Below are 22,152 nucleotides of genomic sequence, written 5' to 3'. Positions count from 1 at the left end.
GATTTTTCAACAATGATTAAATTTTCAAGGCCTTAATAATATTCCTTTCATTACAAAAATAACGGGATATTGTTCAATTCGCATGTCGCAGACAATTTCACTTTTTTTTCTTCTTCTTTTTCTCAACCGACCATCCAAATTTTCCAATTTTTTTTCCAAGTCCAAAATAATGCCCGTGGCTGTATACCAATGGACTTGCTTTTGAGAAACTAAATGCATTTTTGTCGTTCAGAAAAGCATCATCAACGGAAACACTTACAACTTCGGCAATAAACATGTGGTGTGTACCAAGCTCCACAATGTTTTTTACTTTGCATTCAATATTCACGGGAGATTCTTCAATAATTGGAGCCTTAACCACTTTGGCCGGAGCAGGAGTGAGGTTCATTTCTTTCCATTTGTTGTACTTCTGACCTGAACGACAGCCGCACCAGTCTGTTGCCCTGGCAAGCTTTTCGGTAGTGAGGTTAATAACAAATTCTCCCGTTCGTTTAATTATTTCGTATGAATGCCTGCCCGGCCGGACTGAGATGCTGCACATGGGCGGATCGCTGTTAATGGTGCCGGTCCAGGCAATGGTAATAATATTGTATTCTTCTTCTTTTTCGCCGCAACTTACCATCACTGCGGGAAGCGGATAAATTATGGTTCCAGGTTTCCAGTACGTTTTTGCCATTGGTTTTATTTTTCGTTTAACGACAAAAATATAAAATCGACGTGAGGATAAAAACCGGGAGCCACGCAACCCAAAGTGATTTTATTTTATCTTTTCAGAACAAAAAGAAATACGTTTAATGAAATACAGTAAAAATTACTTCTTGATAATGCTGATTCCTTTGTTATTTACTTTCTGCTCCAAGTCAGATGATGAGTTTGGGGAACACGGCAGTATTACAATTGAGTTTGGCAGCGTTTGTGGCTGGTGCGTAGGTGAAGAGAAAATAATTGTTTCCTCTGTGAAAACAGATTATTATAAAAATATTCCCTGCGGCGAAAATAAAGGAACAATTAATAAAACAGACGCAATAACTTCTGATGAGTGGGAGGAAATTTTTTCTTCTTTTGATTATAACGATTTTCTTGAGCTTGAATATGATGAGTGTAATGTTTGTGCCGACGGCTGCGATGAATTTATTATTATCATAAAAAATGAATCATCTCACGAAATCAGATATACTCCTTCCAAAGAAATTGAAGGTTTAGAAGAATTAAGACAACTCTTAAATAATAAATTGGAAGAATTAAAAAATTCCGATTAATCTTCAGGATCCTGCCAGTCACCGTTTTCGCGAATCAACAGTTCCAGCTCCTCTACAGCATCTTCATATGGAATATTTCTTTTTATAGGTTTTAATCCTTTGTAAAGATTCACCCGGTTGTTTCCGGCACCTACAAAACCATAATCGGAATCTCCCATTTCACCGGGGCCGTTTACAACACAACCCATAATTCCAATTTTGAGGTGATCAAGATGTTTAAAATGTGCTTTTATTTTTAATGTAGTTTCGTGCAAATTAAATAATGTGCGGCCGCATCCCGGGCAGGAAATAAATTCTGTTTTTGTTGTTCTCATTCTGCTTGCCTGCAGAATGCCAAAGCTAAGGTCTTTCAATTCGGTAAAAGTAATAATATCACTATCATTTGATACACAAATACCATCGCCATACCCATCCAGAAAAAGTCCGCCAAAATCAACAGAAGCTTTTATTTGAAGGTCTTCCAGGGTTTCTTCGTTGTACCTTCGGTAAAGAATTACCGGAACCTTCCATATATGCGTTTCCAGGCTCATAAAGAAAGCCCTTAATTCTGCCATCGGGTTTTTATTAAAGCTCTCCAGTATAAGTACAGTTTTTCTGGTTTGTTTCAGTTTGGTAATAATTTCAGGATGTCTGTCCATAAAACGGTCGAATTCCATTTTATTGGTACGGATAAACTTCATTCTTCCCCAGCGAGTACTTTCAAAAAGATATTCTTCGAGCGTAATAATCGGGTATTCTTCCCCGTGAATATCCAGAATTTTATTTCCGGAAAGAAAATAATCAGGAATCAATTTTCCCCTAATCGGAATCATCTCCTGTAAACTGCGATCTCCTAAATCGGCAACAACCACCGGAAGTTCTTCACCTCCCATATTTAATACAGGGCGGGTTGATCGTCTTTCGTATTCAAACGGATTTGGCTGAGCAATTAAAGGAGCAGTTATCGCTTCATGATTTTCATAGCTTCTTACATGATTGACAAGTTTTAAAGCCACGGGAATTTCCCTCACCGGTCTTTCGGTTAAAGATACACGAACGGTGTCACCAATCCCGTCTGCAAGTAAAGCTCCAATTCCGACTGCCGATTTTATTCGCCCGTCTTCGCCTTCTCCGGCTTCGGTAACGCCAAGATGCAATGGGTATTTTAAGTCTTCCAGCCGCATTTTGTAATTTAACAAACGTACGGTATACACCATTACGCGGGTGTTGCTCGACTTGATGGAGATAACTACATCGTTAAAATCTACCTTTTTACAAATACGCAGAAACTCCATAACTGACTCAACCATTCCGGAAGGAGTATCTCCAAAGCGGCTCATTACTCTGTCAGAGAGCGAACCGTGATTCGTTCCAATTCTTAAAGCGGTATTGTTTTCCTTAAGGATTTTTAAAAACGGGATAAACTGATCCTCAATTTTATGAAGTTCCTGTTTATATTCTTCGTCTGAATAAATTTTATTGATGAACTGCGCACGTTTATCGTAAAAATTTCCAGGGTTAATCCTTACTTTAGAGATACTTTTAGCCGCAATTTCGGCGAGCCGCGGATTAAAATGAATATCCGCAATTAGCGGAGTTTTATATCCTCTTTCTGCAAGTTTGTTTTTTATATTTTTCAGGTTTCCTGCATCGGCTATACTTTTAACCGTTACGCGCACATAATCTGCTCCTGCTTTTATTAAGCGAATAATTTGTTCAACGATCGCTTCGGTGTCCGATGTGTCGGTATCGGTCATCGTTTGAATTCGGATAGGATTATTTCCACCTACAGGAACGCCTCCGATATTTACGTCCCATGTTTTTTGTCTCTCGTAGCGGGTTAAATCCTTTATATAATTGAAATTACGATCTTTCATCTACCAAAATCTGTTTTGCTGAACTGCAAATTTAAACTAATGCTTTCAAAATAAAAAGAATCAACTATTTTTGTTTTCATTTATAAATGTATGACAGTAGAAACGAGCAACATAACAAAATTATTTGGAAAGCAAAAAGCGCTCGATAATGTCAGTATTTCGGTTAAACAGGGAGAACTTATTGGTTTTCTGGGGCCAAATGGCGCTGGAAAGTCGACTCTGATGAAAATTGTAAATGGTTATTTACCTGCTGACTCCGGAGAAGTTTTTGTGAATGGGCAGAGAGTTACACCGCAAAATCTTGAGATTAGACGGAATATTGGTTATCTTCCTGAAAACAACCCGCTTTATACCGATCTTTATATTAAGGAGTTTTTGGAGATTACTGCTGGTTTTTATCGGATTCCCAACAAAAAAAAGCGGGTGGACGAGATGATTGAACTAACCGGATTAGGTGAAGAGCAACACAAAAAAATACGGGCTCTTTCAAAAGGATACCGCCAGCGTGTAGGATTGGCGCAGGCATTGATTCATAATCCTTCTGTTTTAATTCTCGACGAACCCACAACCGGATTGGACCCTAATCAGCTGGAAGAAATCCGGGGATTAATTCGGGATATCAGCAAAGAAAAAACGGTTATTTTTTCTTCGCATATTATGCAGGAGGTGGAAGCGGTCTGCAACCGTGTTATCATCATAAATAAAGGCAGGATTGTTGCGAATGGCAGCATAGCTGAAATTAAAAGCGGTAACCTGAGTCAGGGGCAGATTGTTCTTGCTGAGTTTAATAAAAAGGCCGATGAAGCTAAGCTGGCCGCTGTTCGGGGAGTTAAAAACCTGCAGGCTGAAGAAAATTTTTGGATAATTGAATCGGATGGCGAGCAGGATATCCGCCCGCTTCTTTTTCAATTTGCTGTTGAGAATAAATTAGTGTTGCTGACGCTGCAGGAAAAACAGCAGAATTTGGAAAACGTATTTCATCAGTTAACGCAAAATCAGAATTAAGTCTTCTGCAATATTGTTTGCGGAGGTATTAATTATTCCTGCAATTTTAACGCATTGTCATGAATCATGAAATTTCGGTTATACTTCCGTTTTTTAATGCTGAAAATACATTGAAAAGGGCCATTGAAAGTATCCTTAACCAAAGATATCCTGATTTTGAATTGCTGCTGGTTGATAATCTTTCAAGCGATGGAAGCATACAAATTGCCCAAAAATTTGCATCTGAAGATAAACGAATCAGGCTTTTGAAAGAATCCAAGCCCGGAGTTGCAAATGCCATGAATTGCGGACTTCAAAATTCTCGTGGCAGCGTTATTGCCCGAATGGATGCCGATGACGTTTCTTTCCCAAATCGGTTGGAAAAGCAACTGCAATTTTTGAGAGAAAATCCTGATATTGGACTGGTTGGCTCAACAGTAAGATATTTTCCGCACAATAAAAACACGGTGGGGTTTAAACGTTTTGTCAGTTGGGTAAATTCGTTTTGTTCTCCTGTACAAATTGAGTTAAACCGTTTTGTGGAGATTCCTGTTGTCAATCCGACTATCATGTTTCGAAGAGAAATTTTTGAAAAGTATGGTGGATGTATTCACGGTGATTTCCCGGAAGATTATGAAATGCAACTTCGTTATCTGGAGGCGGGAATTAAAATGGAAAAAATAGAAGAGCCACTGCTGGAGTGGCACGATTATTCCACTCGTTTGACTCGCACTGATGAACGATATTCAACAGATGCTTTTTTCAAAGTTAAGGCAAGATATTTCAAAAAGTGGTCAGAAAAAAATAATCCTTTTCATCCTGTAATTTGGGTGTGGGGAGCCGGAAGGAAAACACGCCAGCGTGCTAAACTTTTGGAAAAAGAAGGGTTGAGTTTAGAAGGTTTTATTGATGTTGTAAAATCAAAAACTTCCGTGAAAAAAGTTCTGCATTTTGAGGAAATTCCCAACTCCGGAAAAATGTTTGTTGTTTCAATGGTTACAAATCCCGGTGCAGGTCAGCAAATCAAGGAATTTCTGAAAAAAAGAAATTATATTGAAGGCGAAGATTTTATTTTGATGGGGTAATTTTATAAGCTATCGAAATATTTTACCACCTCTCCGGTTTGAGTATCAATGTATACCGCAATCGTATACCCTGCATAAGGTATTTCAACAGTATAAACAATCCAACAATCTCTGATTTCGAATTGATTGTCATTTTTTATTTTTAATAACAAAGAATAAGAGCTATAATTTTCTTTTGATTCCCAAATATCTCTTCCGGTTTGTTTCAGAATTTCTCTGTATGCAATACCCAGAGCGTCACCTTCGCTATAAATTTTGTCTTTCGGAACTACTATTTTTGAGACCCAGTTTCCCTGAATTTTTATTGAACTTTTATTAATGTCGAAATCGAAAGATATTTCAACTCCATCAAGAATTTTTTCATCAAATTGATTTTCTGTTAAATAGAATTTGTATCTAATATCTCTCATGAAGTCTTCAAAGTATCCTTTTTCTTTTGCATTTTCCATGCCTTCATAAAAAGAGCGTATTCCGACTTTGGTGGCTCTGGGAATAGAATTGGAGGCAAGAATCTGAATTTGATTCTCATAGTCAAAGGTCATTTCTTCAGGGATTCCCAAAAACTCATGGTACATGGATACCAAAGTATCTATTTTATTTGTTACTAAGTCTTTTGTAATTGAATCAACATTTGTTAATGGAATCTCACCTTCTGCAAATCCATATTCATTCAAAATCAAACCCTCATAAATATTTATTTTCTGAAATTTATCGTTTTGTGTATCCCAATCAGCCTGCGATAAAGGTTTATAGGTTGTCGGATAATTTGCATCAGGAAGAGGTTTGGGCCCGGATTCTTCCTGGCAGCCAAAGAAAATTAGTCCTGAAAGAACCAGAACAAAAAGATTTATTTTTGGATTCATAGAGCGCGTGGTTTAAAAGATTAATCAATCAAATGTAATTAATATTAATATCGAGAAATGGAAGAAAGGGTTGTTTTTAAGCATTATTTATTCGGATCGCAAAAAATATATTTTCTTGCTGTGTTGAGTTATTGTGGTTGTTTTTAGATAGTTGCATTTTGTTTGTTTGAATTTTTTTAAAAATGTCATTTAAAAAGATTCTAAATAACTTTTTTATTAAAAATAACTGTCGTATTTTTGCTAACGCTACGTGGAAAGATTTGAGATTGATTGCAACCACTGAAAAAAATGCTAAAGCAATCGTGCTTTTTTTCAATTTTTCAATCAACACATCCCGGAGCCCAAATAGTAAATTGTTTAACAAAGCTGATATGTTCAGTAAAAAAACTAGGGATTTATGAGTTATTTATTTACAAGTGAGTCGGTTTCAGAAGGTCATCCTGACAAAGTTTCCGACCAGATTTCAGATGCAATGTTGGATCAGTTTTTATCATTCGACCCGGATTCGAAGGTAGCTGTTGAAACACTGGTAACCACCGGACAGGTTGTGGTTGCGGGCGAGGTAAAATCGCAAACTTATGTCGATGTGCAGGAAGTTGCACGCGGAGTAATTAACAAAATTGGTTACACCAAAGGAGAGTATCGTTTTGAAGGTGATTCCTGCGGTGTTCTGGTGGCTATTCACGAACAAAGCCCCGACATCAACCGGGGAGTTGACAAAGAGGATAAAAAAAACCAGGGAGCAGGCGATCAGGGGATGATGTTTGGTTATGCCTGCAAGGATACCGATAATTACATGCCGCTTCCGTTGGAACTGTCGCACTTGATTTTGCAGGAACTGGCGGTTATTCGCAGAGAAGAAAAAGAGATGACTTATCTCCGACCGGATTCAAAATCGCAGGTAACCATTGAATACACTGACGATAACGAACCGGTAAAAGTTCATACGATTGTAGTTTCAACTCAACACGATGAGTTTGACACAGATGAACCAATGCTGGCAAAAATCAGGGAAGATGTAATTAACATTTTGATTCCCCGTGTAAAAGCCAAGTTACCCGAACGTGTTCAGGCCTTGTTTGGCGACGATATTATTTATCATGTCAATCCAACCGGAAAATTTGTAATAGGTGGTCCGCATGGAGATACCGGTTTAACCGGACGAAAAATTATAGTTGATACGTATGGTGGGCGGGGAGCTCACGGCGGTGGTGCTTTTTCCGGTAAAGACCCGTCAAAAGTTGACCGCTCAGCGGCGTATGCATCGCGTCATATTGCAAAAAATTTAGTGGCTGCCGGAGTTGCCGATGAAATTCTGGTACAATTGGCCTATGCAATTGGTGTTGCTCAACCTGTAGGAGTTTATGTAAATACCTACGGGAGAAAAAATATTTCACTTTCTGACGGTGAAATTGCTGAAAAAGTGAAAACAATTTTCGATCTTCGGCCTGCTGCAATTGAAGAAAGGCTTAAGTTGCGTAACCCGATTTATTCGGAAACAGCGGCCTATGGTCATATGGGGAGGGTTCCCACAGTGGTGAAAAAAACGTTTGAGTCGCCCTATAACGGGAAAGTTGAACTGGAAGTAGAGCTTTTTACATGGGAAAAGCTTGATTTTGTTGATGCTATTAAAGAAGCTTTCGGGATTTAATTCCGGGGGTAGTATTAGTAATACGCTCTAAGGCGGTCTGTCGGTTGACGGATCGCCTTTTTTATAAAAAAGGCCTGTTTAATGTAACTTCTTTTTTCTTCAATCGAATAAATAAATGAAAACAACAGTTCAACTTAAAGCCAAAAGTCATGGAAGAAAAACTGGTTACAATTGTGGTGTTGCCGTATTCCAAAGCGCATATTTTAAAAACGCGGTTGGAGGCAAAAAAAATAGACTGTGTTCTTGAAAATCTGAATTGGGTGGGAGGTACAATTTCGTATTCAACAAGTGTAAAAGTGTTGGAAAAAGATGTGCCGAAAGCTATGCCTGTTCTGGATAATTTGCTTGGAACAAAAGCTACTTCACCTGAACCAGTGCAGGATAAAAAGGAAAGGCACATTTTAGTTCCCATTGATTTTTCTCTCAATTCTGAAAAAGCCGGTAAGATGGCTTATAATATTGCCAGTCATCTGGGAATTAAAATCGTGTTTCTGCATTGTTATATCAATCCCTTGATTCATTCCATTCCGTTTAGTGATGTGTATGCCTACGATCCTACTTTGCTGGTGAAAATGGAATATGCGGAAAAAGATGCCAATAAACAATTTGAGCAATTTATTGACAAGCTCTCAAAATCGCTTGGAAAGGAAAAGTGGAATGAGGTTGCTTCGGAGTTTATCATTAAGTCGGGTTATCCGGATGAAGATATTCTTGCATATGCAGAAAAACATCAGTCGCAATTGATTGTAATGGGACGTGGCGGAACTTCTGAGGTTGAAGAAACAGTAGGCAGTGTGGCTGTTGATGTTATCTACAATGCGCGTGTTCCGGTTTTGGTTGTTCCCGAAGACTCAAAAACAAAAGAATTGAAGGATTTGTCAAAAGTTTTGTATGCTACCAATTTTGATGAAAAAGATTTTGTGGTGGTTGACAAGTTGTTGGAATTACTCAAACCTTTTGATGTAAAACTGCTTTGTGCCCATGTAGGTCAGCCCAAAGGGAATGGATGGGATTTGGCGCGATTGGAGGGAATGAAAGATATTCTTCAGAAAAAGTATGAAAAGAAGGACTTTGAGTGTAGACTGCTTATGGGGAATGATGTTTTGGGGGCACTGCAAAAAATAATTGATGAAGAAAAAGTTGATATTTTATCACTGACTACACACAAAAGAAATATGATTTCGAGGTTATTTAATCCGAGTTTTGCACGCAAAATGGTTTTTCACACGAAAACACCGCTTTTGGTTTTTCATGCTTAGTTTTTAGGAGAAAAATCTTTTTTCAGAAAAGAGGCTGTCTGTTTTATGGATTCAGCAATTGGTGTGTATTGGAAATCGAGCTTTTTAGTAATTTTTGTACCGTCGAATTTGTTTACATCGTTGGAGTTGGAAACCGATTCACGGGTTATCATCGAAGGTTTGCGCGTAAGCCAGCCCCAAAAAGTAGCAGCTCTCCAAACAACGCTCAAAAAATTGTCTGACGTAAAATATTTTGGTCGCGGTTTCTCCAGTGTATCCGCAATTTGCGAGAAAAATTCACGGTAACTAATATTGTCGGCATTAAGGATGTACCGTTGATTTTTGCAGTTTTCAAAATTTTTAGCGTCCATCAGCCGGAGCATTGCCTGAATCACATCTTTTACATCTACAAATCCTGTAACGCCGCGCGTGTAAAAAGGCATCCCATCCCAAACGGTTTTGAAAAGCCTGGCGCTTCCTGCGTCCCATTTTGCCGGACCTAAAATAATGGAAGGGTTTAGAATTACAGCATCCAGTCCTTCTTCCATTCCCCGCCAGATTTCATTTTCCGAGAAAAATTTACTTTCGGAATATCCTGAAACTTTTTTCGAAGGAATCCAGTTGGTTTCTTCTGTAACCAAATCACCGTTTTGCAATCGTCCAAGACCGGCAATGGAACTCACATGGCAGATTCTTTCTACTCCATTTTCAATAGCCGCATTTACCAGGTTGGCTGTTCCTTCCACATTATTCGAAATCATATTTTTGCGCTCCCCGGAGCGAAAAGAAACAATCGCGGCGCAGTGGTAGATTTCTGTAACTCCTTCGAGGATTTTTTCCAGTGCAAAATAATCCAGAATATCACCATCAACCCACTCGATTTGGCCAAATTGTTCCTGGGGTTTTTCAGAATAGTAGGAAAAAGTTTTCTGAACCTGTTTCAAATTGCTGGTTTCCCGCTTTAATGCTTTTACTTTTTGTCCGGCACTTACCAATTCGTAAAGTAAATGCGAGCCCACCAAACCTGTTCCTCCGGTTACAAAAATCATATATAAAATTTTTAACAAAGATAAAATTTAAAAGCTTTAACCTTTTTTGTTTTCTTTCAATGACAGAGAATTGTTATTTTTATATTCTTAGTATTTGAATTATGGGAGCTGATTTTGCAATAAAATTTGAAACAAAGGAAGAATCGAACCAAAGAAGACAAGATGAAGCATTGAGGCGTACTCCTCACGAACGGCTTATGTTTTTTCTTGAGATGATGCAGGAAATGCAGTTTTTTGCATCGTCTCAAGAACATCCAAATAGAGCCAAAAACAATTTTATAATAGAATAATATGTTATTGAGCTTTCCTGAACGAGTTAAGGAATTTCTAAAAAATGCATCCCGAAATAAGGTGAGGATGATTCTTGTTGGTGGTGGAGCTGTCAATTTTTACGGTTATCAGCGTCATTCCGCAGATATCGATTTTTGGGTTGATTCGTCAGGTGATAATTTTGAAAACCTTTTAAGAACGCTGAAAGATATGGGGTTTTCGATTGAGCAATTGCCTGAAAAAGTTAAAACAGGCGAACAAAATATTTCTATAAAAATTAGTCCTGTTTTTGAGCTGGAATTAATTACAAAATTTGATCCGGGGAGGTCATTTGAAGAAGCATATGTTGAAAGCCAGGAAGTAGATAAAAACGGAATGAAATACAGGGTTTTAAATTTTGATGATTTAATTCGAAGCAAAATAACATCTGAAAGAGCTAAAGACAAATTAGACATTCAGGAACTACAACGAATTCGACAAAATAGGAAGAAAGAAAATTAACTATTCCAAGGCGTAATTGCTTTTGCCCCGAATTCTTTCGCCGATAATTTTTCAATCTTAACTTTTATAAGCCCCACATTTTTTACGGCGGGCGCGTTAAATTTAAATTCGCGGTCGCTGTATTGAGCCATTAACATTTTTAGCAACTCATATTTTTCATCAAAGTCATCCACAAATGCTGCTTCACCTTCTACCAAAACCGATTCCGATTTTACGCGGTAGCTGCATCCCACTTGTACATCTTGCCAGGCAAGTTCTTCTCCCAGCGTCCAGTTGATGCATACTTTCGGGTTTTTCTTCAGCGTCTCCCACATTCTTCCGGTTTGTGCCGAGTGTAAAATTACCCAATCGCCGTTTAACGCAAAATTCATTGGTAAAACATAAGGTGCATTTTCTTCTGCCATGGCCAGGTAGCACGTTTTACACGCTTTTATAATTTCGTTTATTTTTCCCCGGTCTTCGATAAGATATGTTCGCATAAATTTTTGGTTTATATGATGGTTCGGTTACCCAGCTGGTCCGACAAATGTTTTTCCACCCGTTTCAGGTTCATGTATTTTGATTGTTCTTCAATAATTCTGTCAAAGTCATTTTGTTTTGCCGCCGCATCAATTTCTTTTTCTATCGCTTCCAGCATAATTCCGATTTTGCGCAACTTGTATTCATGTACAATTCTGGGGATGAGTATATCCAGAATGTCTTCCTCTTTTTCGGTGTAAGCACCGGCTTTTGTCCACCGTTTACTTTCAATAAACTTTTCAGAAAGCAGGTCGGTGGCAAGTTTACTTACTTCTCCGTTGGGATGATAAATGAAGTATTTCCACGGGTCAAATTTTTCGTTGGCCAGGTTTTCTTTTACCTCATTGAAAATGGTCTGAAACAGCTGTTGTTCTGAAACAAGATCGTCATTTTCAAGTTCTTCGATCATAAATTCACCAACCGTCACAATTTCTGTTTCATTTGGATTTTCTCCCTCAATTTCAAAAAGTGGTGAACCACAATGTTTCAAAAGAAAACGCAGGAATTCGAGCTCTTCCACTAAAAAATCAGAGGTTTTCTGTATGGGCTGCGGTTCCGGTTTTGGATCTGGTTTTCTCGTTTTTTCGCGAAGTTCCTTTTTGCGGAAATCATCCGTTTGTTTGCTTTTTTGTTTTCTGACTTCGGTGTACAGAACTTCTTCGTTTACACTCAGTAGTTTGCTGCATTCTTTGATATAAACCGAGCGGGTTATGGAGTCAGGAATTACTGATATCGAACGAATAACATCTGTAATTAACCGCGCTTTTGCCACCGGGTCGTTTTCGGTTGTTTTGAGCAGAAGACGTGTTTTGAACTGGATAAAATCGGTTTCGTTTTCCCGGATATAATTTGTAAATCCACTGGCTCCCATTTTTTTAGCAAATGAATCAGGGTCTTCACCATCGGGGAGAAGCAACACTTTAACATTCATACCTTCCTCCAGTACGAGGTCGATCCCGCGTAACGAAGCTTTTATTCCTGCCTCATCGCCATCGTAAATTATGGTGATATTGGGCGAAAAGCGCTTCATCAATCTGATTTGGTCGGGAGTTAGCGCAGTTCCCGAAGAGGCCACTACATTTTCAATTCCGGCCTGGTGCATCGAAAGTACATCGGTGTAACCTTCCACCAGGTAACACTTTTCATTTTTGGTGATCGAACGTTTTGCCTGATATATTCCGTATAAAACTTTGCTTTTGTGGTAAATTTCTGATTCAGGAGAATTGAGATATTTCGCTGTTTTTTTATCTTCCTTCAGAATTCTTCCTCCAAAAGCAATCACACGTCCGGCGAGATTATGTATAGGAAATATGACTCTGCCGGCGAAACGATCGCGCTGCCAGTCGTCGCGGACAATGGTGAGTCCTGTTTTTTCAAGGAAATCGATTTTATAGCCCTGTTTTTGCGCAGCCTCTGTAAACGGGGTTTTTCCGTCAGGGGCAAAACCTACTTCAAATTTTTTCAGCACATCGTCGCGAAAACTACGTTCGCGGAAATAACTTAATCCGATGGTTCTGCCTTCGTTTTCATTCCATAAATAACGTGTGAAGAATTTTTGTGCAAAAGAGGAAACAATCATCAAACTTTCGCGTTCGTCTTTGAGCTGTTTCTGTTCTTCGGTTTCCTCTTCTTCTGTAACTTCTATATTGTATTTTTTTGCCAGCCATTTTAAGGCCTCAGGGTAAGTAAGGTTTTCATGTTCCATGATAAAATTCACAGAGTTCCCACCCTTACCACAACCAAAACATTTAAAAATCCCTTTAGCCGGAGAAACCGTAAACGAGGGTGTCTTCTCATTGTGAAACGGGCATAAACCAAGCATGTTAACACCTCTTTTGCGGAGCGTCACAAAATCGGAGACAACATCACTGATTTCAGCAGCATCTAAAATACGTTCTATGGTCGCATGATCTATCACGGCTACAAATGTAGAGAATTCAGGACAAGATTTCAGAAAAAGATACTGGTCGAAACAATATTTAGGAAGAAAATAATTTTACTGTAGGGGAAGAAAATCGGGTTGAGATTATTAAATCAGGGAATTGGCTGCAAAATAATTCTTCATCTTTTATCGCAATAAGACAATTCTTTTTGTTTTGAGTATGAAAATTTTCTTTTTTATAATAATCTTTATGAACTGAAACCGATTGCTGATAATTTTATTGATTTTGAGAAAATTATTCAGTACCAAAATACCTAAGTAATGAAATATGTAATCTTTTTTTTCCTTTTGTTGGCCGGCATTAATCTGGCTAATGGTCAGGCAAAGAATCTGCCGGATGATGTGATTATAACTTCAGAGAAGGGTAAAATTAGCGTCAGAACAGATGAAACCGGGAAGTTATATATCAACGTTTCTCCCCAGGATGCAGAAAGGTTTAAGAAAAATGGAGTGGTTCGTTACAGCGATTTTGGCGCAAAAGGCGATGGGAAAACCGATGATATTGATGCTATCGCTGCTACTCATGCTTATGCCAATCAGAACCAGCTTTTAGTAAAAGCTGATGAAAGTGCTACATATTATATTAGCGGGAAGGCTCGTACTGCAGTAATCCGAACGGATACGGATTTTAATACGGCTTCTTTTATTATTGACGACACCGACGTAGAAAATAGGAATGCACAGGTTTTTCTGGTAAATTCCGACAAACAAACGTTCATGCCGGAAGGGATAACGTCTTTAAAAAGAAACCAGGAGAAGATAGATGTTACTTTTCCCGGAACTTGTTTGCTTACAGTTACAGATTCTAATGTGAGACGATACATCCGTTTTGGGCCAAATCAAAACAACGGGGCTCCACAGACCGATATTTTTATCGTTGACCGAAATGGCAATGTAGATATGGATGCTCCAATTATTTGGGATTTTGATGAAATAACAGCGATTAAGGCACTTCCAATTGACGAGAATACGCTTATAATTACCGGCGGGAAGTTTACAACCATTGCCAATCAGGCAGAATCGAAATATACGTATTATAGTCGGGGAATAGGTATCAGACGATCCAATGTGCTTGTGGATGGGCTGGAACACCACGTCATTGGCGAAAAAGATCATGGTGCACCTTATGGCGGATTTATCAATGTTGGCGACTGTGCCTATGTAACCGTTCGAAACACAACGCTTACGGGACACAAAACTTACCGGACTATTGGTTCGGCTGGCGTTCCTGTTTCAATGGGGACTTATGATATTTCTCTCGGCCGCTCTCTCAATATTTCGTTTGTGAACTGTAATCAAACAAACGATATTAATGACCGAACTTACTGGGGAATTATGGGCTCCAACTACTGCAAAAATATTGTATTGGATAGTTGTGTTTTTTCGCGATTCGATGCTCACATGGGTGTTGCCAATGCTACGGTGCGGAACTCCACCCTGGGACACATGGGAATTAATGCCATTGGCAGCGGAACTTTTACAGTGGAGAACTCTACCATACGTGGAAGCCGGCTTATCAACCTGCGCTCAGATTACGGCAGTACCTGGCGGGGCGAGTTTATTATTCGCAATTGTGTTTTTGTACCTGCCAATGGAAAACCGACTATAGCAAGTTTAATCAGCGGCTCCTATTCCGGGCAGCATGATTTTGGTTACACCTGTTACATGCCGGAAAGAATTGTTATCGAGAATCTTCATATAGATGACTCGAATCACCCGCAAGACTATAAGGGGCCGGCTATTTTTGCAAACTTCAATTCAGAAATGACCAATGATTCCTATGTGGAGAAGTTTCCTTATGTAAAAACGAAAGAAGTTATCCTTAAAAATGTAACTACGGTAAGCGGCAAAGCGTTAAGGCTTAGTGATAATTTGTTTATGTTTAAGGATGTTAAGGTATCTGTAGAATAATTATTATCGGTATCCTGATTCGATTAAAATAAGCAAAATCAAAAAAAAGCTGAATATTTTTTTGATTCAAAACCAATTTTCCCTTTATGAAAAAGAAACTGGTTATACTTTCTGGAGCAGGCATGAGTCAGGAAAGCGGATTAAAAACTTTTCGCGACATGGGTGGCTTATGGGAACAATACGATGTAACGGAAGTTGCCAGCCCCGAGGCCTGGTTACGAACACCGGAACTGGTATTACGGTTTTATAACGAACGCCGGAAGCAACTTTGGGAGGCAAAACCCAATGGCGGGCACATCGGAATTGCTGATTTGGAAAATGAATTTGATGTTGAAATTGTCACTCAAAATGTAGATGATTTGCATGAACAGGCCGGAAGTAAAAAGGTGTTGCATTTGCATGGCGAGTTGAGAAAAGCGCGCAGCACTATCGATCCTGATTTGGTTTATACGCTTGATAACTGGGAACTAAAACTTGGCGATAAATGCGAAAAGGGAAGTCAACTCCGGCCTCACATTGTTTGGTTTGGCGAGGCAGTTCCTGCATTAAACGATGCACTTCCGATTGTTCAGCATGCCGATATTTTAGTTGTAATCGGTACATCGCTGGTGGTTTATCCTGCAGCCGGGCTGGTAAATTATGCTAAACCGGAAATTCCTATCTTTGTTATTGATCCGGGGCGGCCGCAGTTGTTTTCCAAAAATGTAACTTACATTCAGGAAAAAGCGGGCAAAGGAGTGGAGATTTTGAAATCAGAACTTGAAAAATGGAAATAAAATGACAAGAAGACTTTTATTACCGGCACTATTTATTTTAATCGTAAATATGGCTTTGGCGCAACGTTTTCAGGGAGGAATTCTGGCCGGTTATAACGCAACCCAGGTTGAAGGTGATTCATATAAAGGATATCATAAGCCCGGTATTTTGGCGGGAGCATTTGTCCAAACCGATATTGCTCCAGCAGTTTTTGCCGGACTGGAAATAAAATATTCGCAAAAAGGAGCCCGTAATAGAATAAACCCCAAAGATGAAGAACCAGACAAATATATTATGCGGCTGGGGTATATCGATATTCCCGTCTTTGTCGGATTCAGGGCCAGCGACAGAAGTGCAGTTGTAGGAGGAATTTCCGCGGGATATCTTGTTCATGCCAAAGAATTTGACGAGTACGGTGAGTTTGTGCGGGAAGACCAAAATGCATTCAATGACTTCGACTTACAGCCTTTTGTGGGTTTTCAGTTTGATATGCTTGATCGCTTAAAACTGGATTTACGTATAGCTTATTCAGTGTTGCCTATCCGCGGATTGCCGGGTGAAGACGCTACAAATTATTATTGGCTGAACAATCAGTTTAACAATGTTATCTCGCTGGCATTTTATTATCGGCTGGACAGATAAAGGCAATAAATAATACTTTTGTTTTAAGATGCTGCTTATCGTTGTTAATAAATTATTTTTTTCAAAGCAGTGATTTCATAACGAATTCTTAAATTTCGTAGGTTGAAATACCTTACAATTTTTGTAACTTGTCAGGTAAATTTAAAGCTACGCCATGAATTTTCAATTAAGTTCCTCCGAAACCAGAATATCAATTCTTATTGTGGGAGTTATTCTGTTTTTTTATTTGTACTATTATACAGCACACTCCGGCTTTTTAGTTCGTTTTGTGGAAAGAAGATATAAGAATCAGTCGCAAAAGGAACTTTACCGTTTTTTTATACAAAAACTCACAGGTTTTGCTTTTCTGGGATTACTACCCGGAATTCTGTATTATTTTTTTATCGATCATTCCGTGGACAAATATGGATTCAGCTTATCACTGCTGCGGTCAAACATCAGTATTATTCTGCTATTGGCCGGGATAATTATTGCAATTTTGTTTTTAACGCAAAAAGTCAACCCCGAACGAAACTCGCTTCAAATCAAATTAAAGGAATGGACAATTTCAATGTTTGTTTTTAATGCCGTGGGCTGGACATTGTATTTGGTTGGTTATGAATTTTTGTTCCGGGGAATTCTTTTAAATGCATGTTTTAACGATTTTGGATTTTGGCCGGCCATTGCAATTAATGTTGTGATCTATTCGGCAATTCATATGGTGAACGGAAAAGACCAGGCCATTGGTGCTTTGGTATTTGGAGCCATTGCCTGCTACTTTACGTTGACAAAAGGGACGCTGTTAATTCCTGTTTTTATGCATATCTCGTTGAGTGTATTTTCCGATTATTTTTCAATCCGGCTTAATCCTAACCTCAGTTTTGTAAAATCAGAAACAATTGATATCCCTTCGAGATAAAAATCAGGATTTAAATTTCAAACTAAGAAATATCAACCATAATTCGATTAAATGTGAAATGTTTTATTACCGGAGCCACCGGATTTATAGGAAACCGATTGCTTGAGGAGCTTTTGAAAAATGAGAATGAAGTGCATTTACTGGCTCGTTCACCCGAAAAACTGGAAATTCCAAAAAACGGGGTCACGGTTTTTAAAGGCGATTTGTTTTCAACCGACGTTTTAGAAAAAGCAATAACAGGTTGCGATGTAGTCTATCATTTGGCTGCTTATGCCAATCTCTGGTCGAAGGACAAGACCCTCGCTTACAAAACCAATTATACGGGAACCCAAAATGTTTTGGAGGCTGCGTTCAGAAATAATATTAAAAAGGTTGTTTATACTTCCAGTGCGGCTACACTTCCACAATCAAAAAAAATGGAAGAGGTGGACGAAACCGCGTCTTTGCCGGATACTTATCTAACGGACTATGAAACAACAAAACGACAGGCCGAAAATTTATGTATGGAATATTTTAAAAAAGGTCTTGATGTTGTTATCGTTAATCCACCGCGTTTGTATGGTCCGGGATTTCTGAATAAAAGCAATTCTGTTACCATTATGATAAAAAAATATCTGAAAGGAAGCTGGCGTTTTATTCCGGGTGATGGCTCCCAGCTGGGAAGTTATGTGTTTATTGAAGACGTGATAAGAGGTCATATTCAGGCAATGAAAAAAGGAATTCCCGGCAAGAAATATATTTTGGGAGGAGAGAATGTTTCATACAACGATTTTTTCAAAATACTTTCTGAATTGACAGGAAAAAAAAGGGTGATGTTTCATATCCCGTTTTCGTTTATGCTCGGTATTTCAAAGTTTGAGCTTTTTATGGCTGAAACCTTTGGGAAACCGCCACTGATTACTCCACCCTGGGTGAAACGTTATTTGCAACACCGGCCTTTAAACAGTAAAAAGGCAATTCGCGAACTGGATTACCAGATTACGCCCCTTAGAGAAGGAATGTTAAAAACAATTGCTTGGTTAAAAACGGGTTTGTATGAGTGAAGAACAGCCGAAATATTATACATTAATTACAGGTGCCAGTTCCGGAATTGGCAGGGCAATTGCCACGGAATGCGCAAAAAAAGGGTTTAATTTGTTTTTGGTCTCACTCCCCGATAGCAAACTTGATGAGACAATAGCTGAAATAAAAGCGCATTTTGCTGTTGACGTAAAATCACTGGGTATTGATTTAACTCAGACTGCTTCGCCGCAAAAGGTTTTTGATTTTTCACAGGAAAATGAAATAATAATCAATAATCTGGTGAATAATGCCGGAGTTGGCTTTGAGGGAGAGTTTGAAAATAGTGCTCCGGAGCTTGTGGATAAAATGCTCCTGCTAAATATTAGAAGTACAACATTACTGACTTTGTTGTTTCTCCCTGAAATGAAAAAGATCGAACGCGCGCATATTTTGAATATCAGTAGTTTTGCGTCGTTTGTTGCCTTGCCAAACAAGAGTGTTTATGCTGCTACAAAAACATATATTTTGTTTTTAACCCGTGCACTCAACCGCGAACTGAAAAACACCAGTGTTTTGCTTACATCTGTTCATCCAAGCGGAGTGACGTCAGAGCATACGAAGAAAAATATTCGGAAACTGTCGGCATTAACACGTATAACAACCTTGACTCCCGAAGAAGTTGCTCAAACGGCAGTGAGAAACATGCTTAACGGGAAGAAGTTTGTTGTCCCGGGCGGGGCAACAAAATTTTATTATCTGCTTGGTTCTGTTTTGCCGCAGGGATTATTACTACGTATTGTTGGCCGGATTTTTTCAAAAACTTCCTAAACGCCATAGATACTTTGTTTGGAAAAGAACCGGATAAAGCTTTCAAAAAGATAAATGATATCAAAAAAAACCGGATTAAAGACAAGTTTTATCCGGTATTTTTTGTTTGATTAATCCTGAGTATTTATTCTTCTACATAAGGATAATTTTCAATATCGGCCTCAGTAAACGGCAGCCACGAAAGTGTACTTTCTTCGTTTACCATTTTGTCGTGCATAAATGCATTGTTTCCGTAAGTTAATGTTTTGGCATCGAACCCAAACAAACGAAGGTACGCTGTTGCAAATCCGGAGTTGTGTCCGGTATTACAGTAAATCACTACTTGCTTATCTGTGGGGATGGTTTGCATTTCATCGACAATTCCAAGTGTCCCGCCCGGTTTGTAACGGATTGCTCCCGGAACATGCCCCGACTCATATTTATCGCGTCGGTCGTAATTTATAGTATAGTAATTTTCGGGCTGTTCAAATAATTCATCGGCATAAGCAAGCGCGATGGATAATCCCTGTGCAAACAAAGAGTCCAGCCTGGATTGCAGTATTTCCTCACCCGTAGTTTTTCCCGTATTCAATTGCGGGAAATCTCCGGTTTGTGCTTTTTCGTTTGTTGTAGTTTCCAGTTTATCTTCATATTCGGAAGAAATTGCATCAAGCCACGAACCTTCAGCAAAGTCTTTGTTCCAGCCACTCATTCCCCAGCGCATAGCATAAACGTTGTTATACCCTGCAAGCCTTAAAAGCGATGTTGCATAACTTGAACCCTGGCCGGCGTAACAAACCATAACAATTTTATCAAACGCTGAAGGATCAATATCTTTTTTGAAATATTCCTGCAAATTCTCAAATTCGACATTTACAGCGTTTTTTATGTGTCCGTTTACAAAAATTTCGGGCAGACGAATATCTACAATCAGGATACTACTATCCAGTTCCTCATAAACCGAAGAAGGATCTATTAACGACGGAATATCACGACTATTTGCATAATCCCCCATTTCTACAAGTCGATCAAGCAACTTTTTTGCATCCGGATTTATTTTGACTTTTGCTTCGGGAGCAGCCTGAAGGTTTGTCTGTTCACCTGTTTTTTTTTGTTGATTGCCGGAGCAGGAAAACATACTCAGCATTAACAAAAGCAGGAAAATCTTTGAAATAAATTTTAGTTGAACCATATTTTTTGGGTAAGAAATGATTAGCTGTTGCTTTCAACCGGATTCATGTCTTTGTCGTAACGAAGTGTTTCAATTCTTCGCCCATTATCATCGTATTTGTATTCAACAATGGCGACACCGTTGTTTGGGTTATTTACAATATTTTTGTCTTCATTTAACGAAATACTTTTGACCAGGGCTCCGTGTTCGTTGTATTCGTTTTTGGTTACAGGAACACTTTTCCCGCCTAAATATTCATCGTCCTGATCGTACATATTTACTTCTACAACATACCCGTTTTCATCGACTACATTTTTACGCTTTGCCCAACCCCAGTACAAATTTGATAGCTGCCCTACAGTATTGTGAACCGAAAAAGTAAGCAGGTCGCCACTTTCGCTGTTTTCAAACAGAAAATAAGAAACACCAACATCACCACAGTTCTCCGCGGTACAGTCGTATAAAGTATCAGCCTCGTAGTTTGCCATTCGTGTTACATAGCCGTTATTGTCGTAGCTAAAGCGAAGCTCGTAGAACGGACAAAACGGATTCATAATGACCTCTTCGCCTGCTAAATTGTAACGCAACTCCTGAATCATTCCGTTACCGAGTTTTGCCCATTTGTAGTTATGGATATTATTTCGGTTATCCACCGGTTCTCCGTTTTCATCCAAAAAACGCATGGCAATCCTTGTTCCATTGTCATCAAGGGTATATTCAAAAACAGATGCTCCACCGTTTTGGGTTGGCTCCCCGTTCTCGTCATAAAAATGTTTTATTTGTTTATTGCCTTCGTAGGTATAGGTTACCTTAGCTGCTCTTAAGCCGGAATATCCGAGTGAGACACCGCCTCTGTTGTATTCAATTGAAACCAGCTGGTCATCGTCATTCCAGGTAAATTTGTAATTGTTTATTTTTTTTGCCTCGTCAGCAGAAATAGGGTGTGTCCCCTGCTCCAAGTCCCAGGGAGTTTCACTAAACTGGAGATGCCTGTAATATTTCACATTTGCCTCCTCACTTTGCTGCGAAGGCTTTTGGTTGCATGAACTCAAGCCGATAACAGCAACCATAATCAAAATCAGATGTGTAAATTTCATTATTGTAAGTTTTAATTGATGAATCGTATTATTTACAGTCATTTAACACATACAAACGATTAATTGTTTATGTTTTTGGGATTACAGAAAATGCGGGGAAATTATTTTTATGCGTTTACCATCCAAATGGAAAAAATGTCCAGATAATGCCAGAATGATTGTAAAACATCTTCCGGTAAATTACGTTTCCCGAGTGCTGTTTTATAACAATTGAGCCAAACTTCCCGTGCTTCAGCTGTAATTTTATGGGGCAGGTGCCGTTTGTACAGCATGGGTTTTCCCCGGTGTTTTGTAAAATACATTGGCCCGCCACATACCTGAATAAAAAAATCGGATGAATTTTTTTTTGCTTTCTCAAGACCTGCTTTATCCTGGGGGAAAAGGTCTTTTATTGAACTTTTTGCAAGAAGATCATAATGCTCGAATACCAATTCGCGAATTCCTTCCTCGCCTAACATGGAAAACATTTTTGAAGAAGGCAGTTGAACATCAGGACGGTTACCCGGAGTATATTTTGAAATGATAAATTCCATTTGTATTAAAATTTCACTTTTAAAACAAATGGAAAGCTAAGAGGTTGAACGATTTTGAATAAATGTAAACTTATGGCTTTTTTATTGAAGTGTAAGTTGTTTATTTACTTTGTGTTGG

The 22,152-nt window shown here is 38.8% G+C and carries 22 protein-coding genes; 13 read left to right on the top strand and 9 right to left on the bottom strand.

Annotated features, from left to right (window positions below):
* Window positions 1-97: 97 nt before the first annotated feature.
* The gene (locus tag GM418_RS09040; RefSeq protein WP_158865285.1) at window positions 98-676 is read right to left on the bottom strand and encodes a flavin reductase family protein; all 579 of its coding nucleotides are present in this window, start codon (window positions 674-676) and stop codon (window positions 98-100) included.
* Window positions 677-794: 118 nt separating this feature from the next.
* On the opposite strand from GM418_RS09040, the gene GM418_RS09035 reads away from it, so the two are divergent.
* Window positions 795-1,259 (top strand): hypothetical protein, encoded by a 465-nt coding sequence (locus GM418_RS09035; protein ID WP_158865284.1) that lies wholly within the window; start codon window positions 795-797, stop codon window positions 1,257-1,259.
* On the opposite strand, the gene ispG is transcribed toward GM418_RS09035, so the two are convergent.
* Complete coding sequence (gene ispG / locus GM418_RS09030) at window positions 1,256-3,115, bottom strand: (E)-4-hydroxy-3-methylbut-2-enyl-diphosphate synthase (RefSeq protein WP_158865282.1); 1,860 nt, start codon at window positions 3,113-3,115, stop codon at window positions 1,256-1,258. The genes GM418_RS09035 and ispG overlap by 4 nt on opposite strands.
* A 90-nt stretch (window positions 3,116-3,205) precedes the next feature.
* Here ispG and gldA point away from each other — a divergent pair, with 90 nt between their 5' ends.
* Together gldA and GM418_RS09020 are read left to right on the top strand one after the other, a co-directional pair.
* The gene (gldA, locus tag GM418_RS09025) at window positions 3,206-4,120 is read left to right on the top strand and encodes a gliding motility-associated ABC transporter ATP-binding subunit GldA (RefSeq protein WP_158865280.1); all 915 of its coding nucleotides are present in this window, start codon (window positions 3,206-3,208) and stop codon (window positions 4,118-4,120) included.
* A 59-nt stretch (window positions 4,121-4,179) separates the two neighbouring features.
* On the top strand, window positions 4,180-5,184 hold the full coding sequence (locus tag GM418_RS09020; protein WP_158865278.1) for a glycosyltransferase family 2 protein: 1,005 nt from the start codon (window positions 4,180-4,182) through the stop codon (window positions 5,182-5,184).
* A gap of 2 nt (window positions 5,185-5,186) precedes the next feature.
* On the opposite strand, the gene GM418_RS09015 is transcribed toward GM418_RS09020, so the two are convergent.
* Window positions 5,187-6,047, bottom strand: coding sequence for a hypothetical protein (locus tag GM418_RS09015; RefSeq protein ID WP_158865276.1), 861 nt, complete (start codon window positions 6,045-6,047; stop codon window positions 5,187-5,189).
* Between the two features lie 397 nt (window positions 6,048-6,444).
* Between GM418_RS09015 and metK the strand changes: the two genes are divergently transcribed.
* Together metK and GM418_RS09005 are read left to right on the top strand one after the other, a co-directional pair.
* Window positions 6,445-7,698 (top strand): methionine adenosyltransferase, encoded by a 1,254-nt coding sequence (gene metK, locus GM418_RS09010; RefSeq protein WP_158865274.1) that lies wholly within the window; start codon window positions 6,445-6,447, stop codon window positions 7,696-7,698.
* 149 nt (window positions 7,699-7,847) lie between these two features.
* Window positions 7,848-8,957: a universal stress protein gene (locus GM418_RS09005; RefSeq protein ID WP_158865272.1), complete on the top strand. Its 1,110-nt coding sequence runs from the start codon at window positions 7,848-7,850 to the stop codon at window positions 8,955-8,957.
* Here the strand turns inward: GM418_RS09005 and GM418_RS09000 are convergent.
* A complete protein-coding gene (locus GM418_RS09000) occupies window positions 8,954-9,985 on the bottom strand; it encodes an NAD-dependent epimerase/dehydratase family protein (protein WP_158865270.1) in 1,032 nt (343 codons plus the stop codon). The genes GM418_RS09005 and GM418_RS09000 overlap by 4 nt on opposite strands.
* 101 nt (window positions 9,986-10,086) lie before the next feature.
* Here GM418_RS09000 and GM418_RS08995 point away from each other — a divergent pair, with 101 nt between their 5' ends.
* Both GM418_RS08995 and GM418_RS08990 read left to right on the top strand, forming a co-directional pair.
* Entirely contained in the window at window positions 10,087-10,275 is a 189-nt protein-coding gene (locus GM418_RS08995; protein WP_158865268.1) for a hypothetical protein, read from the top strand.
* Between the two features lies 1 nt (window position 10,276).
* Window positions 10,277-10,756, top strand: a complete 480-nt coding sequence (locus tag GM418_RS08990; protein WP_158865266.1) for a DUF6036 family nucleotidyltransferase — start codon at window positions 10,277-10,279, stop codon at window positions 10,754-10,756.
* Here the strand turns inward: GM418_RS08990 and GM418_RS08985 are convergent.
* Window positions 10,753-11,235: a pyridoxamine 5'-phosphate oxidase family protein gene (locus tag GM418_RS08985; protein WP_158865264.1), complete on the bottom strand. Its 483-nt coding sequence runs from the start codon at window positions 11,233-11,235 to the stop codon at window positions 10,753-10,755. The genes GM418_RS08990 and GM418_RS08985 overlap by 4 nt on opposite strands.
* A gap of 11 nt (window positions 11,236-11,246) precedes the next feature.
* Complete coding sequence (dnaG, locus tag GM418_RS08980; RefSeq protein ID WP_158865262.1) at window positions 11,247-13,193, bottom strand: DNA primase; 1,947 nt, start codon at window positions 13,191-13,193, stop codon at window positions 11,247-11,249.
* A gap of 285 nt (window positions 13,194-13,478) precedes the next feature.
* Here dnaG and GM418_RS08975 point away from each other — a divergent pair, with 285 nt between their 5' ends.
* The 6 genes from GM418_RS08975 (at window position 13,479) to GM418_RS08950 (ending at window position 19,254) form a co-directional block, all read left to right on the top strand.
* The gene (locus tag GM418_RS08975) at window positions 13,479-15,128 is read left to right on the top strand and encodes a hypothetical protein (protein WP_158865260.1); all 1,650 of its coding nucleotides are present in this window, start codon (window positions 13,479-13,481) and stop codon (window positions 15,126-15,128) included.
* A gap of 86 nt (window positions 15,129-15,214) precedes the next feature.
* On the top strand, window positions 15,215-15,904 hold the full coding sequence (locus GM418_RS08970; RefSeq protein WP_158865258.1) for an SIR2 family NAD-dependent protein deacylase: 690 nt from the start codon (window positions 15,215-15,217) through the stop codon (window positions 15,902-15,904).
* Between the two features lies 1 nt (window position 15,905).
* On the top strand, window positions 15,906-16,526 hold the full coding sequence (locus GM418_RS08965) for a porin family protein (RefSeq protein WP_158865256.1): 621 nt from the start codon (window positions 15,906-15,908) through the stop codon (window positions 16,524-16,526).
* 154 nt (window positions 16,527-16,680) lie between these two features.
* Window positions 16,681-17,424, top strand: coding sequence for a CPBP family intramembrane glutamic endopeptidase (locus GM418_RS08960; RefSeq protein ID WP_158865254.1), 744 nt, complete (start codon window positions 16,681-16,683; stop codon window positions 17,422-17,424).
* A 53-nt stretch (window positions 17,425-17,477) separates the two neighbouring features.
* Window positions 17,478-18,467: an NAD-dependent epimerase/dehydratase family protein gene (locus GM418_RS08955; RefSeq protein WP_158865252.1), complete on the top strand. Its 990-nt coding sequence runs from the start codon at window positions 17,478-17,480 to the stop codon at window positions 18,465-18,467.
* Window positions 18,460-19,254, top strand: coding sequence for an SDR family NAD(P)-dependent oxidoreductase (locus tag GM418_RS08950; RefSeq protein ID WP_158865250.1), 795 nt, complete (start codon window positions 18,460-18,462; stop codon window positions 19,252-19,254). The genes GM418_RS08955 and GM418_RS08950 overlap by 8 nt, the downstream gene beginning before the upstream one ends.
* A 124-nt stretch (window positions 19,255-19,378) precedes the next feature.
* Here the strand turns inward: GM418_RS08950 and GM418_RS08945 are convergent, their stop codons facing one another.
* The 3 genes from GM418_RS08945 to GM418_RS08935 all read right to left on the bottom strand — a co-directional run bounded on the left by GM418_RS08945 (window position 19,379) and on the right by GM418_RS08935 (window position 22,034).
* The gene (locus tag GM418_RS08945; RefSeq protein ID WP_158865248.1) at window positions 19,379-20,425 is read right to left on the bottom strand and encodes a rhodanese-like domain-containing protein; all 1,047 of its coding nucleotides are present in this window, start codon (window positions 20,423-20,425) and stop codon (window positions 19,379-19,381) included.
* 20 nt (window positions 20,426-20,445) lie between these two features.
* A complete protein-coding gene (locus GM418_RS08940) occupies window positions 20,446-21,501 on the bottom strand; it encodes a hypothetical protein (RefSeq protein ID WP_158865246.1) in 1,056 nt (351 codons plus the stop codon).
* Window positions 21,502-21,608: 107 nt separating this feature from the next.
* Window positions 21,609-22,034: a globin domain-containing protein gene (locus tag GM418_RS08935; RefSeq protein WP_158865245.1), complete on the bottom strand. Its 426-nt coding sequence runs from the start codon at window positions 22,032-22,034 to the stop codon at window positions 21,609-21,611.
* Window positions 22,035-22,152: the final 118 nt, after the last annotated feature.

The organism is Maribellus comscasis (assembly GCF_009762775.1).
In the GTDB taxonomy this organism is placed as follows: Bacteria; Bacteroidota; Bacteroidia; order Bacteroidales; family Prolixibacteraceae; genus Draconibacterium; species Draconibacterium comscasis.
Note: the sequence above shows the minus strand (reverse complement) of the source record. Positions and strands in the feature narration are given on the sequence as shown.